Genomic DNA, 14,438 nt, shown 5'->3' with positions numbered 1-14,438 from the left:
GTCAGGCGGGCGGGACCGGCTGCGGCGTCCCGGCGGTCGGGAAGACCCACCGCCGGTAGCAGAGGAACCGCACGACCGTGCCCAGCGCGATCGAGCCGACGTTGGCCACCTGCAGCACCAGCGCGCTCTCCTGGTCGAGGACGTACCGGACGAACGCGACGATCGCCAGGCCCTGCAGCAGGGTCGCGCCGTTGATGAGGGCGAACAGCAGGTACTCGCGGCGCAGGCCGGTGCGGGCCCGGTGGGAGAACGACCAGTGGCGGTGCCCGAAGTACGCGACGGTCATCGACACGACGGTGGAGATCAGCTTGGCCCCGACGGCGTCCACCCCGAGGGTGGCGTAGAGCAGCTGGAACAGCCCGACGTCGAGGACGAAGCAGGCGGCGCCCACGACCCCGAACGCGCTGACCTCCTTGAGCAGCAGCCGCCACGTCGTCCCGGCCCGGCGGGTCACGGACTCCAGCGGCATGGCAGCCGACTGTACGGGCCGGCCGGCGCTCGGGAGGGACGTTCGCGCGGGCACCCGGGCCCGCCCGGGGACGCGCGCGGCAGATGTGACGGAAGGGTCCGGAAAAGTCGGGTACTCACGCGAGGCGCGTGGATTCGGGGCAACAGCTGGGTAACGTCTCGGTGGTGAGTCGATTGCGGAACGTGGCCGTCGTGCTGGCCGGCGGGACCGGTACCCGGGTGGGTCTGTCGATCCCGAAGCAGCTGATCAAGATCGCGGGGAAGCCCATCATCGAGCACACGCTCGATGCGCTCGGTTCCTCCCCCCTCATCGACGAGATCATCGTCCTGATGGCTCCCGGGCACCTCGACGCCGTCCGTGCCCTGGTGCGGACCGGCGCCCACCCCAAGGTCACCCAGATCCTCGAGGGCGCCGAGACGCGCAACGCCACGACGCAGCGCGCCCTGGACGCCCTCGGCGACCAGGAGTGCAACGTCCTGTTCCACGACGCGGTGCGGCCCCTGGTGAGCCAGCGGATCATCTCCGACTGCGTGGCCGCGCTCGACGAGTACGAGGCGGTCGACACCGCCATCCCCTCCGCGGACACCGTCATCCAGGTCGACGAGGCCACCGGCCGCACCATCGAGGAGGTCCTGCGCCGGCCGCTGCTGCGCCGCGGCCAGACCCCGCAGTGCTTCCGCCTGTCGGTGATCCGGCGCGCCTACGAGCGCGCCGCCCAGGACCCGGCCTTCGAGGCGACCGACGACTGCACCGTGGTCCTCCGGTACGCGCCGGAGGTCCCGATCGCCGTGGTGCCCGGTGAGGACCGCAACATGAAGGTCACCGAGCCCATCGACGTCTACATCGCCGACAAGCTCTTCCAGCTGCAGAGCCACGACGCGCCCGCCGCCCTCTCCGAGTCCGAGTACCGGGCCGCCCTCGAGGGCAAGACCGTCGTCGTCTTCGGCGGCTCGTACGGCATCGGCGCCGACATCGTCCGCTTCGCCGAGGCCCACGGTGCCACCGCGCTGTGCTTCAGCCGGTCGGCCACCCGCACCCACGTCGAGCGGCGCGAGGACATCGTCGCGGCGTGCGAGGCCGCGCTGGAGAAGACCGGCCGGGTCGACTACGTGGTCAACACCGCCGGCGTGCTGCCCCGTGGGGAGCTGGCCGACACCAGCGAGGAGACCATCTACCTCGCCACCGAGGTGAACTACCTGGCGCCGATCCACATCGCGCAGGTCTTCCACCCGCACCTCAAGGCGACCGGTGGCTCGCTGCTGCTGTTCACCTCGAGCTCCTACACCCGCGGCCGCAGCGGCTACAGCCTGTACTCCTCGGCGAAGGCGGCCACGGTGAACCTCACCCAGGCCCTGGCCGACGAGTGGGCCGGCGACGGCGTGCGGGTCAACTGCATCAACCCGGAGCGGACCGCCACCCCCATGCGGACCAAGGCCTTCGGGGAGGAGCCGGCCGGCACCCTGCTCTCGTCCGAGGCGGTGGCCGAGGTGTCCCTGGGCGTCCTGGTCGCCCCGCTGACCGGGCACATCATCGACGTCCGGCGCGAGGACAAGCTGGCCACCCACCTGGACGCGGCCGTGGCGGCCGAGATGATCCACGAGGAGGAGCCCGGCGACGTCGTGCCGCCGGGCGTCGACCCGGGGGTCGTGCTGCCGGAGGCCGACCCGCTGCGTCAGTTCGCGCACCAGCGCTGACCCGGTGGCCACTCCCGGGCCCCGGCTCGGGGCGGTGGTCCTCACCCAGGGCCACCGCCCCGCCGAGCTCGACGCCGCCGTCCGGTCGGTCCTGGCCCAGCGGTCCGTCGACGTCGACCTGGTGGTGGTCGGCAACGGCTGGACGCCGGTGGGTCTGCCGGACGGCGTCCGGTCGGTGGCCCTGCCCGAGAACCTCGGCATCCCGGCCGGCCGGAACGCGGGATTGCCGCACGTCGGCGGCGACCTGCTGCTCTTCCTCGACGACGACGCCCTCCTGCCCGACCCGGATTTCCTCGCCGAGGCGGTCCGGCGGTTCGCCGCGGACCCGGCCCTCGGCCTGCTGCAGCCGCGGGTGGACGTCGCCGGCGGCGGCGAGCCACCCCGACGGTGGACGCCCCGGCTGCGCGTCGGGGACCGGCACCGCTCCGGCCCGGTGTTCTCGGTGTGGGAGGGCGCGGTCGTCGTCCGCCGGGCCGTGCTCGAGGCCGCCGGCGGCTGGCCGGACCCGTTCTTCTACGCCCACGAGGGCATCGAGCTGGCCTGGCGGGTCTGGGACAGCGGCGCCACGGTGCACTACGCCGGGGACCTGGTCGCCGAGCACCCGCTCACCGAGGTGACCCGGCACGCCGACTTCTACTGGCGCAACGCCCGCAACCGCGTCTGGCTGGCCCGGCGCAACCTCCCGTGGGCCCTGGGCGTGCCCTACCTGACCACCTGGACGGCGGTGCAGGTGGTGCGGTCGCGGCGCGCGCCGCGGACTCTGCGACCCTGGTTCCGCGGCTGGGTGGCCGGGTGGCGCGAGTCGCCCGGCCCCCGGCGGCCGTTGAGCTGGCGCACCGTCTGGCGGATGACCCGCCTGGGCCGTCCGCCGGTCGTCTAGTCCCCCCGGGAAGGAGACCCGCCGGTGCGGCCCAAGCTGACCGCCGTCGCGGCTCAGGTGCGTCGGAACGGTGGACGGGTGGTCCGCCGGCTGGGCCTGGTCCCCGGAGGCGAACCCGACGGGCTGGGCGAGGACGACGTGCTGCGGTCGTTCGCGCCCGGGCAGCGGGTCTGGGTGTTCTTCCCCGAGCCCCCGGTGAACGCCTACCAGCTGCTCCAGTGGGCCGACGTGCTGGCCGACCTCGACGCGCGAACCGGCGTCCTCGTGCTCACCCAGGACAGCCGCACCACCCGGGTGCTGCGCGAGCGGACGTCGCTGACGGTCCGGTGCGTGGCCCGGACGACGACCCTGGACGGCCTGCTGCGGCGCGGGCGGGCAGCACTGGCCCTCTACGTCAGCCACCACCCGCGCAACTTCCAGCTGCTGCGCTTCCCCGACCTGGCGCACGTCTACCTCGGGCACGGGGAGAGCGACAAGGCGGTGTCGGTGTCCAACCAGCTCAAGGCCTACGACCGGGCGTTCGTGGCCGGCCAGGCGGCCGTCGACCGGGTCGCCGAGCAGCTGCTGTGGTTCGACGCCGCCGCCCACCTGCAGGTGGTCGGCCGGCCGCAGGTGCCCGCCGTGCGCGAGCGGACCGGCGGGGCACGCACCGTGCTGTACGCGCCGACCTGGGAGGGCGCCCAGGCGTCCATGGCGTACTCCTCGGTGAGCAGCCACGGGGAGGCGCTGGTCGGCTCCCTCCTGGACGCGGGCCTCCGGGTCGTCTACCGGCCGCACCCCCGGACCGGGGCCAACCAGCGGTCGCACCGGGTGGCCGACGCGCGGGTGCGGGAGGCGGTGGCCGCTTCCCCGGGCAGTCGCACGGACACCTCCGCGCCGCTCGCGGAGGCCTTCGCCGAGGCCGACGTCCTGGTCACCGACGTCTCCTCGGTCGCCGTGGACTGGCTGCCGACCGGACGCCCGCTGGTCGTCACCGTCCCGGCCGACCCCGCCGCCGTCGTCCCGCCCTCGCCGCTGCTCGAGGCCGTGCCGCGGCTGCCCGCCGCCGAGGTGGCGGGGGCCGGGGCGCTGGTGGAGCGGCTGCTCGCCGGCGACGACGGCGCGGCCACCCGGGGCGAGCTGGTCCGCTACTACCTGGGCGAGCCGGACCCGGCCGCGGCGCGGGAGCGCTTCCTCGCCGCGTGCGCGAGCCTCGTCGACGAGCGCGACGCCCTGGTGGCCGCGCGCGCCGGAGCGGCCCGGTGACCGCCACCGAGCGGCCCGCGTGGCCGTCGATCGAGCAGCTGCGGGCGGTCACCCAGCCGCCGGCGATCCGCGGCCGCCGCACGGCCGAGCACTGGACCGGCGACCTCTACATGCGGCGCATCTCGCCGTACCTGACGCGGGTCCTCATCCGGGCCGGCCTGAGCGCCAACGCGGTCACCGCGCTGATGATCGTCTCCGGGGCCGCGGCCGGACCGGCCCTGCTGGTGCCGGGTCTGGCGGGAGCGGTGCTGGCCGTCCTGCTCACCCAGCTGCAGATGCTGTGGGACGCCAGCGACGGGGAGGTCGCCCGCTGGCGGGGGACCAGCAGCCCCAAGGGCGTCTTCCTCGACAAGGTCGGGCACTACGCCGCCGAGTCGCTGATCCCGCTGGCCCTCGGCGTCCGGGCGGCCGGCGGCCCCGGCGCGCTCGACGGGCGCTACGGGTGGACGACGCTCGGCGCGCTGCTGGCCCTGGTGATCGTCCTGAACAAGGCGCTCAACGACATGGTGCACGTGGCCCGTGCCTCGGCCGGGCTGGCGCGGGTGACCGACGACGAGGCCACCACCGCGCCGACGTCGGGCGGGCTGGCACGGCTGCGGCGGGCGGCACGCTTCGTGCCGTTCCACCGGCTCTACCACTCGATCGAGCTCAGCCTGCTGGTGCTGGTGGCCGCGGTGGTCGACGTCGTCGTGGGGGACCTGAGCGGCACGCGGACGCTGCTCGTGGTCCTGGTGCCGGCGTCCCTGCTGGCGATCGCCGGGCACCTGCTGGCCATCCTCAGCTCGCGCCGGCTGGCCGCCTGACGGCGCCTGACGGCCGCGCCGCCTGACGGCCCGCCGCCGCGGGCCGTCAGGCGGCGGGTCAGACCCGCAGGGACCGCCGGGCCGCGCGGCGCAACCGGCCCAGCTGGGCGCGGGGCGAGCGCACCTCCGGAGCGGGCGTCTCGGCGGCCGGCTCGGGGAACAGCCGCCCCCGCAGCGACGCGCCGAACTCCGGGTCCACCCGCTCCGCCAGCTCCACGGCCAGCTCGGCCTGCGCGGCGTCCCCACCCCCGCGGGCGAGGAAGTCCTCCAGGGCGGCCCGGGCGTCGGCCCGGCGGCCGAGGGCGAGGTGCGCCTCGGCGTACACCAGCCGGGCGGCGGGCGCCCACGGCCGGTCGGCCTTCGGAGCGCCGCTGGGCCAGATGTCGCTCACCACGGGCTTGGCCACGCCGACGCGGACGTAGCTGGTGGCCATCAGGTACTTCAGCTCCGCGTTGTCCGGCTTCACCGCGCGGGCGGCCTGCAGCAGCGGCACGGCGCGGAAGTACCGGCCGGCGTGCACCAGACAGCGCCCCAGGCGGCGGTCCAGGTCGAACGACTGCGGGCCGAGGTCCCGGACGGTGGCGTAGTCGTCCGACGCCTCCGCCCAGCGACCCAGGCTCTCCAGGGCCCGGCCCCGCCAGTAGAGGGCGTTCTTCTTCTGCGCCGGATTCTGCGATGCGTACTCGAACGGAGCGTCGACGGCGTCCTGCAGGTACGGCAGGGCCTCGGCCGAGCGGCCCTGCTCCTCGAGCGTGCGACCCAGCCACAGCAGCGGCAGGCTGGTGCCGGGCTCGGCGGCGAGGGCGGTCCGGAAGTGGCCCTCGGCGCCGGCGTGGTCCTTGTCCTTGTAGGCGAGCAGGCCGCGGGTCAGGGAGGTGTCGAAGAGTTCCTGCTCCTCGGCCGCCTCGACCATGCGTCGCACCTCGGCGAGGTCGGCCTCCTCGCGCAGGGGGCGGGCGTGGGTGAACAGGGCCCGCGCGCAGCCGAGGCGGGGCCGGTCCAGCCGCGGGTTGCCGGCGCCGGCGCGCAGGTCCTGCTGGACGGCGTCGAAGAAGGCGGGGAAGGCCACCGGTTCGGCGTCGGCGTCGAGCAGCTGGTACTCCGAGCGGACGTTGTAGGCCTCGGTGCGGAACGCCGAGGGCGTGACGTCGGTGTTGCGCGTGACGTGGGTGTGCAGCAGCCCCTCGGCCCAGTACGGGCCGACCTCCTCGCGGGGGAGCGGGTCGGGCACGCCGGCGTAGATCTCGGGCAGCCGGCCGAACAGCGAGGTGACCGCGTCCATCGAGGCCGAGTCGCCGAAGAAGAGCTGGTCGGCGACCTGGTAGGCCGGGTTGATGGTGCGGATGCGGTGGAAGACGGTGCCGGGGGTGTCCCGCCGCCCCTCCGTGGGGTCGGACCCGATCAGCAGGTCCGGGCGGATCCGGATCACCAGGTCGTAGGTGAAGCCCTCCTCCCGCTCCCGCTGCGACTTGAGCTCGTTGCAGCGCTGGACCTTGTAGAACAGGGGCAGCGACCAGCGGCTCTTGGGCTGGGCGGCCAGCAGCCGCTGGGGCACCTGGACGCCGAAGAAGGCGGCCTCGTCCTCCGGGTAGTCCTCGACCACCACGGTGCAGTCGCCGTAGGCGTCCCGGATCCGCTGCTCGGTGACCACCGCGGAGCGTGCGAACAGCCGCTCGTAGGTGGTGGGGAAGTCCGCGCGGAAGGACGCCAGCTCGCCCTGCTTCTTGAGGTAGCTGCGCATCGGGTGGGGGAGCAGCCGGTTGTGGATGTTGTTCGACATCCCCAGGTCCGACCAGGTGTGGACGAAGACGTCAGCGCCCAGGGGGCGGATGACGTGCTCCAGGAGGGCCGGGGCGGCCTGTTCGAAGCCCCGCATCTGACCGGCTATGCAGACTGCCACGCGCACCTGACCGACTGTACCGACGCGGCAGCGATCCGTAATTCCTTCGTCGCACTCCGGGGTCCGGTGGGACGGATGGGTCAGGCGGGGGTCCCAGGCGTCGCAGCGGTCCGTCCACCCAGCCGGGAGACGGCCTCGGCGAACCGGTCGATGGCCGGGACGTCCACCGGGCCCAGCAGCTGCCCGCGTGCCTCGGCGCGGGCGGCGCGCAGCCGGTCGGGAGCCGTGCCGGCGATCGTCGCGAGCAGCTCCTCGACCCCACCGCCGTCCGGCGCGAGCACCAGGCCCCCGCCGGCGGAGGGGAAGAGCCCGACGAAGTCGGCGGCGTCCCGGCCGCCACGCGGGTCGCAGGTGCCGAAGGGCTTGTCCGCGGCCAGGAAGTCGCTGAGCACGCTGGAGACGTCGGTGACCAGTCCCGACGCGGCGTTGAAGCAGCCGGCCAGCGGCAGCGCGCGGGGCCCGACGACGACGTGGGCCTGTGGCGGCAGCGCGGCCAGGCGCTCCTCGCCGCGGACGACGGCTGCCGCCTCGGCGGCGCGGGCCGAGCCGCCCGCCGGGGCCGGGGCGGCCTCGGCCGCCAGCACGGTGGGCCCACCGTGGCCGCGCGCGGCGTTGGCCTCCTCGAGCAGGGCGACCACCCGGCGGTGCGCTGCGGCCACCCGCCGGTCCCGCCGCCCCGTGTACGGGTGGGGCCGGTAGACCAGGCGGATCGGCACCGGGGCGGCGAGGACGGCGCGTACGAGCAGCTCCCCGTGCGTCCGCAGCGAGCAGTAGTCCTGCTCGGCGTTCCAGCCCTCCCACGTCGGGGCGTACAGCAGGGTGGGGACGGTGGGCCGCTCGGGTCCGGCCGGGCGGACGTCGTCCAGCTGGGGGCGGCCGACCTCCCGGATGGCGTCGGCGCGGATGCCGACGTCGGCCCGGAGGTAGCGGTCCCGGCCGGCCGGCCCGGCGACCCAGATCTCGTCGTAGGCCTTGCTGTACGGGTTGGCCGAGGCGCTCTTGTCGCTGTCCCCGTGCCCGATGAAGGTGCTCCGGAGCCCGGGCACGCGCAGCAGGTGGATGTTGTTGCCGATGTTGGAGACGAACAGGGCGACCCGCAGCGGGTCCAGCCGGAGCGCCATCAGGTCGGTGGCGGCCGGCACGCACAGCACGGGCGTCGTGGTCGCCGGCAGCGCCGCCATCGTGGCGCGGTTGCGCAGCAGGACGACCGCCCGCTGGGGGAGTCGCTCCAGCGTCGACAGCCACATCGCGACCTCGTGCACCGACTCCGGGGCGTCGCCGCCGTAGAGCACGACCTCGGGCCGCTGGTCGTCCAGGTACCGCTGCACGGCGGCCAGGCGGGCGCCGCGCTGCCGGCGGACCGCGCGCACCCGCAGCACCCAGGCACCCACGGCCCCCACGGCCACGGCCACGGCGGCGACCACGACCGGCCACACGACGACGGGCCGGTCCGGCAGCAGGCCGGCGGTGACCAGCAGGGCGCCCTCGGGCACCAGGGGCAGCAGGAGCGCACCCGGTCGGCGGGGCAGGGCGTCGCCCAGCCCCGGCACGAGGCGCCCGGTCACCTGCCGGCGCAGGCCCTGGACGGCGTCGTCCACGCCGTCCACCAGCGACAGCAGTCCCAGGGTGGCCGCCCCGGCCAGGACGACCGCCAGCAGCACCGCGGTGGGCCACGTCCCGGCCAGGAGACCGACCAGCACCAGCAGCCGGACGACCAGCCGCAGCCGGCGGTCCAGCACCCGGTGGACGGTCTCGGCGACGCCGCCGGCCGGCGCCCGTACCGCCACGGCGTCCACGGCCGCGGCGAGCACCAGCAGCAGGACCGCGGGGACGCGGCCGCCGAGGGCCCCGGCCACGGCGGCGACCGCGGTGAGCCCGGCGACGGCGCCGACGGGCAGCAGGGCCTTGCGGGTCACGCCATCGGGTCGGTCGGTCCACCGGCCGCGCCACCGGCGGTGAGCGCGGCCTGGGCGACCCGGCCCTCCGGGATCCACGCGTCGATCACCCGCGCGGCCGCCGAGCCGTCGTTGAGCAGGTTGAACCGCTCGTGGAAGGCCCGCCGCGCGTCCGCGTGGTCCTCCCGGACGCGGTCGAGGTCGCGCAGCGCCGTCACCACCTCGTCGGTCGTCCGCAGCCACGGCCCGGGGGCGGTGGGCTCGTAGTCGAAGAGGAACGACCGGTTCTTGACGTAGTCCTCGAGGTCCGGGACGAAGAAGAGCATCGGCCGCCCGGTCAGCGCGTAGTCGAACCGCAGGGAGGAGTAGTCCAGGACGGCGGCGTCCGAGGCCAGGATGAGGTCGTTGATCTCCGGGTGGTCGGTGACGTCGATGACCGTGGCGTGGTCGGTGAAGCGGGCCTGTTCCCCGAGGTTGTGGTTGTGCCCACGGAGCAGGACGACGTGGTCGCTGCCCAGCTCCACCGCCAGCCGGTCGATGTCGAGCGCGTCGAACAGCGGCGCGTTCCAGGTGTCGGCCGAGATGCTCTCCCGCCAGGTCGGCGCGTAGAGCACGGCCTGCTGGTGCGGCGCGATCCCGAGCAGCTCCCGGGTGCGCTGCCGGACGGCTTCGGCCCGTTCGCTCACGAGGACGTCGTCGCGCGGGTAGCCGCTGACCATGATCTCGCCGCCGAAGGCGTACTCCCGGCGGTAGAGCTCCTGGCAGAAGTCGGCCGGCACCAGCGCGACGCTCCAGGCCTGCTCGCGGCGGGCCGTCTCCCGGGCGATGTCCCGCTCGTTGCGGCCCTGCTCGCGCCAGAAGGAGATGCCCATCGACTTGAACGGGTAGCCGTGGAAGGTCTGGACGAACACCTGGTGCTCACGCCGCGTGAACCACTTCGGGAAGTCCACGTTGTTGCTCAGGTAGCGGGCGTCCGCGAGCAGCTCGTACCAGCGCTGCGACTGGATCAGCACCGGCACCGCGCCCTCCGGCAGGCTCACCGAGTGGTCGCGCACGCCCCAGTAGAGGGTCAGCGGGGCCCCGCGCCGGTGCAGCTCCTCGTGCAGCGCCAGCTGGCTGTCGGTGGCGACCTCGCCGCGGTAGCACTGGAACAGGACGGCGTCCTCGGGCTGCGCGGTGCGCTCGCGGTAGGCGCGCTGCAGCCGGCGCTGCGCCGTCCGGCCCCACTCCTCGTCGGTCAGCGGGGGCCGGACGCGGACGGTCAGGACACCGGGGGACTGCCGGCCGTACCGCAGGATGCAGTCGGGGCCGTCGACCTCCTCGGGCAGGTGGTCCAGGAACGGCCACGCCGGCCACGGCCGGCGGGCGCCCTCCTCGGTCTCCACCGACAGCTGGTAGAGGCCGCCGGGCCAGCACCGCGGGTCCCGGCCCCAGCGCGAGAGCCGCAGCGGGAAGCGCAGCTCGGTCCGGTCGCCGTCGGCCCGGAGCTCGGCGGCCGGGACGGTGACCCGGTGGCTGGTGAACGACGCCGCGGTGGGCTCCGGTGCGCCGGCACGGGACACGACGACGACCAGCTGCTCGTCCTCCTGCCGGACGTCGACGACCTCGAAGACCGAGTGGTTGGCGACGACCTCCAGGTGGCCGCGCGGCGTGCCCCGCCACACGAGCTGGCCCGGCGCGGAGGTGCCGAGGGTGCGCAGGCCCGAGCCCACGTCCCAGGCCACCCGGCGGGTCGAGCCGTCGTCGGCGACCGCGCGGACCTGCCAGATCTGGTTCCGGCGACCCAGCCGGCGCTCGGGCACGGTGACCCGCGCCGTGAGCACACCGTCCACGCCGGCGCGGACGGGGACCTCGACCCGGCGCCGCCCGCCGCCGGCCCACAGCCGCAGCCGCTCGACGCGGACGCCCTCGGTGCGCAGCCGCACGGTCACCGTCGTGCCCTCGGCCGCCAGGGCGACGGCGCGCACCGCCGGGCGGCGGACCCGCAGCGTCATCCCGTGCAGCGGCGACATCACCGGCGCGACCAGCAGCCCGTCGACGTCCTTGGCGCGGAGCACGCCGGGGGAGCCGGCCGTGACCAGGTGGCGGACGACGCCGGTGCGGGTGATCCCGGCGACGGACAGGGTCACCTCCAGCCGCCACACCCGCTCGGTCTGGGGGACCTCGCCCAGCAGCGCGTCCGGCTGGGGCCGCAGGCGCGCGGTGAAGCCGCCGGTGTCGTACCGCTGGTAGGAGTCCGAGCCCCAGCGCGTCGCCTGGGCCAGCACCTCGTGCTCGACCTCCATCGGCAGCCGGTCGCCGGTGGTCGCGTCGACCAGTTCCACCGTGAGCTCCGGGACCACCCCGGTCATGTCGACGCCGTGCACCAGCGCCCAACCGGTCAGCTCGAGCACGTCGTCACGCCAGCGGACCCGCTGCAGCATGGCGGCGAGCTCGGTCTCGCTGCGCGCCAGCCGCCGGACGGCGGGCGGGAGGTCCGCCGGCAGCAGCCCCTCGTCGTCGTCCGCCACGTCGGCCAGGACGACGCCGTCGGCCACGTGGGTCGGCGGGGTGCGGCCGTGCAGGCCCAGGTACTCGACAGCCCGCTCGACGTCGTCCCACCGGTCCTCGGCCGCCAGCCAGGCGAGCAGCTTGACCGCGAACCGGACGTCGTCGAGGACGTCGTCGTCGGCGCGCTCCACGAACTCGGCCGCGAGGCCGGCGATGAGGGCGCGGGTGTGCTCGTCGGCGTCGACGCAGGCCCGCAGCCGGGGCTCGAGGTCGACGTCGACGACGCGCGCGGTCCAGGCGGCCCGCATGGTGGGGGAGCCGCCGCGGTCGATCTGCGCGGTGGCGGCGCGGATGTCCGCGACGAAGGCCGCCGCCTCCTCGGCCTCGAGGACCCGGGTGCCCAGCAGGCCGTCACCGGCCGACGGCGCCCAGTGCAGCGTGACCGCGTCGAGGACGTCGAACTGCCGCGCCGACACGTAGGCCGCGGCCAGGGTGGCCCCCGGGTGCGGAGCGGTGTCGGGGAACGACAGGCCGTTGCGCTCCCAGAAGTCACGGCGGAACAGGCGGTCACCGAGCAGCAGGTCGCGCATGGCCAGCGGGAAGGAGTCGAGGTCGGTGCGCAGCCGCTCGACCTCGTGCACCTGCACCGCCCAGTGCGGGTCGGTGAGCTTCCCGCCGGCCGAGCGCTTCGCCCGGCCGACGGCGAAGTCCGAGCCGGTGCGCTGCAGGGTCCGGACCAGGGTGCGGACCGCCGAGCGCGGCAGCACGTCCTCGGCGTCCAGGAAGAGCAGGTACCGGCCGCGGGCCAGCCGGGCTCCGGCGTTGCGTGCGGCACCGACGCCGCGGTCGGGCCGGGCCACCACCCTGATGGAGCGGCGGGAGGTGGCGGCCATCGCACGCACGGCGTCGAGCGTCTGGTCGGCCGACCCGGCGTCGACGACGACGATCTCCAGGCGCGGGTAGCGCTGGCGGGCGACGCTGGACAGGCAGCGCAGCACCCAGCCCTCGGAGTCCTGCGTGGTCACGACCACGGTGACCAGGGGGTTCACCAGTCGCCGGCTGCTGCGCTTCACGAGGCGCACCAACTCGCCACGGACGCGCCAGGGCACGACCTGCCGCCCGACGGTGGTCAGGCGCGAGAGCGCGTGGCGCTGGAGGGTTCTGCGGTTCACGGTGCCTCTTCAGTCGCGGTCGACCCGGTGTCCGGGTCCGGTCGCCGGGGTGGGATCGGGGGCGGGGACGCGCGCGGCCTCGTCCGGCGCGTCCCGGAAGAGCCAGCTCAGGCGCGGTTCGACGACGGGTCGGGAGAACCGCCGTACCGCCCGGGTGCTCAGCACACACGTCCAGGCGACAGCCAGCGCCACCAGCAGTGTGAGCCGTGGGAGGGAGTCGAACCACTCGAAGGCGTCGGTCAGCTCGCGCAGGAGGTAGATCGGGACGAGGTGCAGGAGGTAGACGTACATCGTCGCGCCGCCCCACCCGGTGAGCACCGACCGGCCGCGGGGCACCAGTGCCATGAGGGCGCCCCCCAGCAGCACGGCGAGGAGGAGCTGGACCAGCCGGACCCCGCCGCTCCACCACTGCGCCTCGCCGGTGGCGGTGTAGGGCAGGCTCATCCGCGCCCACTCCTGCAGGTCCAGCGCGCGCACCGTGTCGACCTGGAGGACGCCGACGACCAGCGCGGCGACCAGGACCGCCGCGGCGAGCACCCGGGCCGGTGCCGACGTCAGCGAGGCGAGGGCGTCCCGGCCGAACCGGCCGCCGCCCTCACCCCAGGCCTGTTGCTTGCTGACCCACCCGAGGACGAAGAACGGCAGCATGGCGAAGATGCGGCCGCTGTCGAACACCGCGCCGGCCGACGGCACGTACCCGGCCCCGACCGAGACCAGCACGCTGACCAGCAGCGGGTGGCGAAGCTCGGCCAGGTAGGGCAGCGCGGCCCGCCACACCGCCAGGGCGACGAGGAACCACAGGTGCCAGTACGGCTTGGCCAGGTCCAGGCCGACGTCGCCCTCGACGACCCGGCGCAGGGCGAACCAGGCGAGGCTGAACACCAGGTAGGGCACGACCAGCTGGCTGGTCGTCTTCCGCGCGGTGGCCCGGGTCAGCGGACCGGCCGTGGCGAACCGGCCGCAGACGAAGGCGAACAGCGGCATGTGGAACGCGTAGAGGACCACGACCAGTGCGGCCATCGTGTCCGAGTCCATCCGCTGCTCGGCGACGTGGCCGACCACGACCAGCGTGATGGCGACGAAGCGGAGGTTGTCCCAGTAGGCCTGCCGCGGGCGGGGTGGAGCCGCGCTGGGGAGGCCCGCGGTCACGCGTCCGGCCCCGTCTCCCGCGCGTACTCGGCCAGCACGTCGTCCATGGGGCCGTCGGCGGCGACGCGGCCGGCGCGCAGGTAGATCCCCCGGCGGCAGAACCGCTGCAGGTCCTTCTCGCTGTGCGAGACGAGGAACAGCGTCCGGCCGGCGGCGATGAGCTCGTCGATGCGGGCGTAGCACTTGCGCTTGAACGCCTTGTCGCCGACGGCCAGCACCTCGTCGACGAGGATGACCGGCTCCTCCAGCCGCGAGACCACCGCGAAGGCCACCCGCACCTTCATCCCGCTGGACAGGTGCTTGTAGGGCGTGTCGAGGAAGTCGTCGATCTCGGCGAAGTCGACGATGTGGTCGAAGTGCTCGGCGATGGCCGCCTTGTCCATCCCGTGCAGGCCCGCCGTCAGCGCGATGTTCTCGCGGACGCTGAGATCGCCGACGAAGCCGCCGGTGATCTCGATCAGGGGAGCCACGCCGGCCCGGACGTCGACCGCGCCGCGATCGGGCAGCAGCACGCCGGCGACCAGCTTGAGCAGGGTCGACTTGCCCTGCCCGTTGCGGCCCACCACCCCGATGGTCTCCCCGGGCTGCACGTCGAAGCTGACGCCGTCCAGCGCCCAGAACTCACCCGGGCGCACCCCCGCCTGCTTGCCCATGAGCAGGTCGCGGACGCTGCGGTGCCGGCGGCCGCGGTGGAACCGCACGCCCACGTCGGCGACCGAGATGACCGGTGCGTCGACCACG

At 74.8% G+C, this 14,438-nt stretch carries 10 protein-coding genes; 4 read left to right on the top strand and 6 right to left on the bottom strand.

Features of this window, described 5'->3' with window-relative positions; all coding sequences use genetic code 11:
* Window position 1: 1 nt before the first annotated feature.
* The gene (locus ACI79D_RS19390; RefSeq protein WP_456920111.1) at window positions 2-469 is read right to left on the bottom strand and encodes a GtrA family protein; all 468 of its coding nucleotides are present in this window, start codon (window positions 467-469) and stop codon (window positions 2-4) included.
* Between the two features lie 164 nt (window positions 470-633).
* Here ACI79D_RS19390 and ACI79D_RS19385 point away from each other — a divergent pair, with 164 nt between their 5' ends.
* Genes ACI79D_RS19385 through ACI79D_RS19370 form a run of 4 tightly spaced genes read left to right on the top strand, consistent with a single transcriptional unit; the run spans window position 634 to window position 5,091 of the window.
* Complete coding sequence (locus tag ACI79D_RS19385; RefSeq protein ID WP_456920110.1) at window positions 634-2,163, top strand: SDR family NAD(P)-dependent oxidoreductase; 1,530 nt, start codon at window positions 634-636, stop codon at window positions 2,161-2,163.
* A gap of 4 nt (window positions 2,164-2,167) precedes the next feature.
* Complete coding sequence (locus ACI79D_RS19380; RefSeq protein WP_456920109.1) at window positions 2,168-3,043, top strand: glycosyltransferase family 2 protein; 876 nt, start codon at window positions 2,168-2,170, stop codon at window positions 3,041-3,043.
* Window positions 3,044-3,067: 24 nt separating this feature from the next.
* Window positions 3,068-4,288, top strand: coding sequence for a CDP-glycerol glycerophosphotransferase family protein (locus tag ACI79D_RS19375; RefSeq protein ID WP_456920108.1), 1,221 nt, complete (start codon window positions 3,068-3,070; stop codon window positions 4,286-4,288).
* Window positions 4,285-5,091, top strand: coding sequence for a CDP-alcohol phosphatidyltransferase family protein (locus tag ACI79D_RS19370; protein WP_456920107.1), 807 nt, complete (start codon window positions 4,285-4,287; stop codon window positions 5,089-5,091). Before ACI79D_RS19375 ends, ACI79D_RS19370 begins: the two co-directional genes overlap by 4 nt.
* A gap of 58 nt (window positions 5,092-5,149) precedes the next feature.
* Here ACI79D_RS19370 and ACI79D_RS19365 read toward each other — a convergent pair whose 3' ends face one another.
* The 5 genes from ACI79D_RS19365 to ACI79D_RS19345 form a co-directional block, all read right to left on the bottom strand.
* Window positions 5,150-6,997, bottom strand: coding sequence for a tetratricopeptide repeat protein (locus tag ACI79D_RS19365; protein ID WP_456920106.1), 1,848 nt, complete (start codon window positions 6,995-6,997; stop codon window positions 5,150-5,152).
* Window positions 6,998-7,071: 74 nt separating this feature from the next.
* Window positions 7,072-8,907 carry a hypothetical protein gene (locus ACI79D_RS19360; RefSeq protein WP_456920105.1) on the bottom strand — a complete coding sequence of 612 codons (1,836 nt, stop codon included), beginning with the start codon at window positions 8,905-8,907 and terminating at the stop codon, window positions 7,072-7,074.
* Entirely contained in the window at window positions 8,904-12,548 is a 3,645-nt protein-coding gene (locus ACI79D_RS19355) for a bifunctional glycosyltransferase/CDP-glycerol:glycerophosphate glycerophosphotransferase (protein WP_456920104.1), read from the bottom strand. Before ACI79D_RS19355 ends, ACI79D_RS19360 begins: the two co-directional genes overlap by 4 nt.
* 9 nt (window positions 12,549-12,557) lie before the next feature.
* Window positions 12,558-13,697, bottom strand: coding sequence for an acyltransferase family protein (locus tag ACI79D_RS19350; RefSeq protein ID WP_456920103.1), 1,140 nt, complete (start codon window positions 13,695-13,697; stop codon window positions 12,558-12,560).
* A complete protein-coding gene (locus ACI79D_RS19345; protein ID WP_456920102.1) occupies window positions 13,694-14,437 on the bottom strand; it encodes an ABC transporter ATP-binding protein in 744 nt (247 codons plus the stop codon). The genes ACI79D_RS19350 and ACI79D_RS19345 overlap by 4 nt, the downstream gene beginning before the upstream one ends.
* Window position 14,438 lies beyond the last annotated feature (1 nt).

This window comes from Geodermatophilus sp. SYSU D00708 (assembly GCF_054050115.1).
Note: the sequence above shows the minus strand (reverse complement) of the source record. Positions and strands in the feature narration are given on the sequence as shown.

Coding starts and splice junctions, on each gene's coding strand:
- ACI79D_RS19390 (WP_456920111.1), bottom strand. CDS start 469: ATGCCGCTGGAGTCCGTGACCCGCCGGGCCGGGACGACGTGGCGGCTG.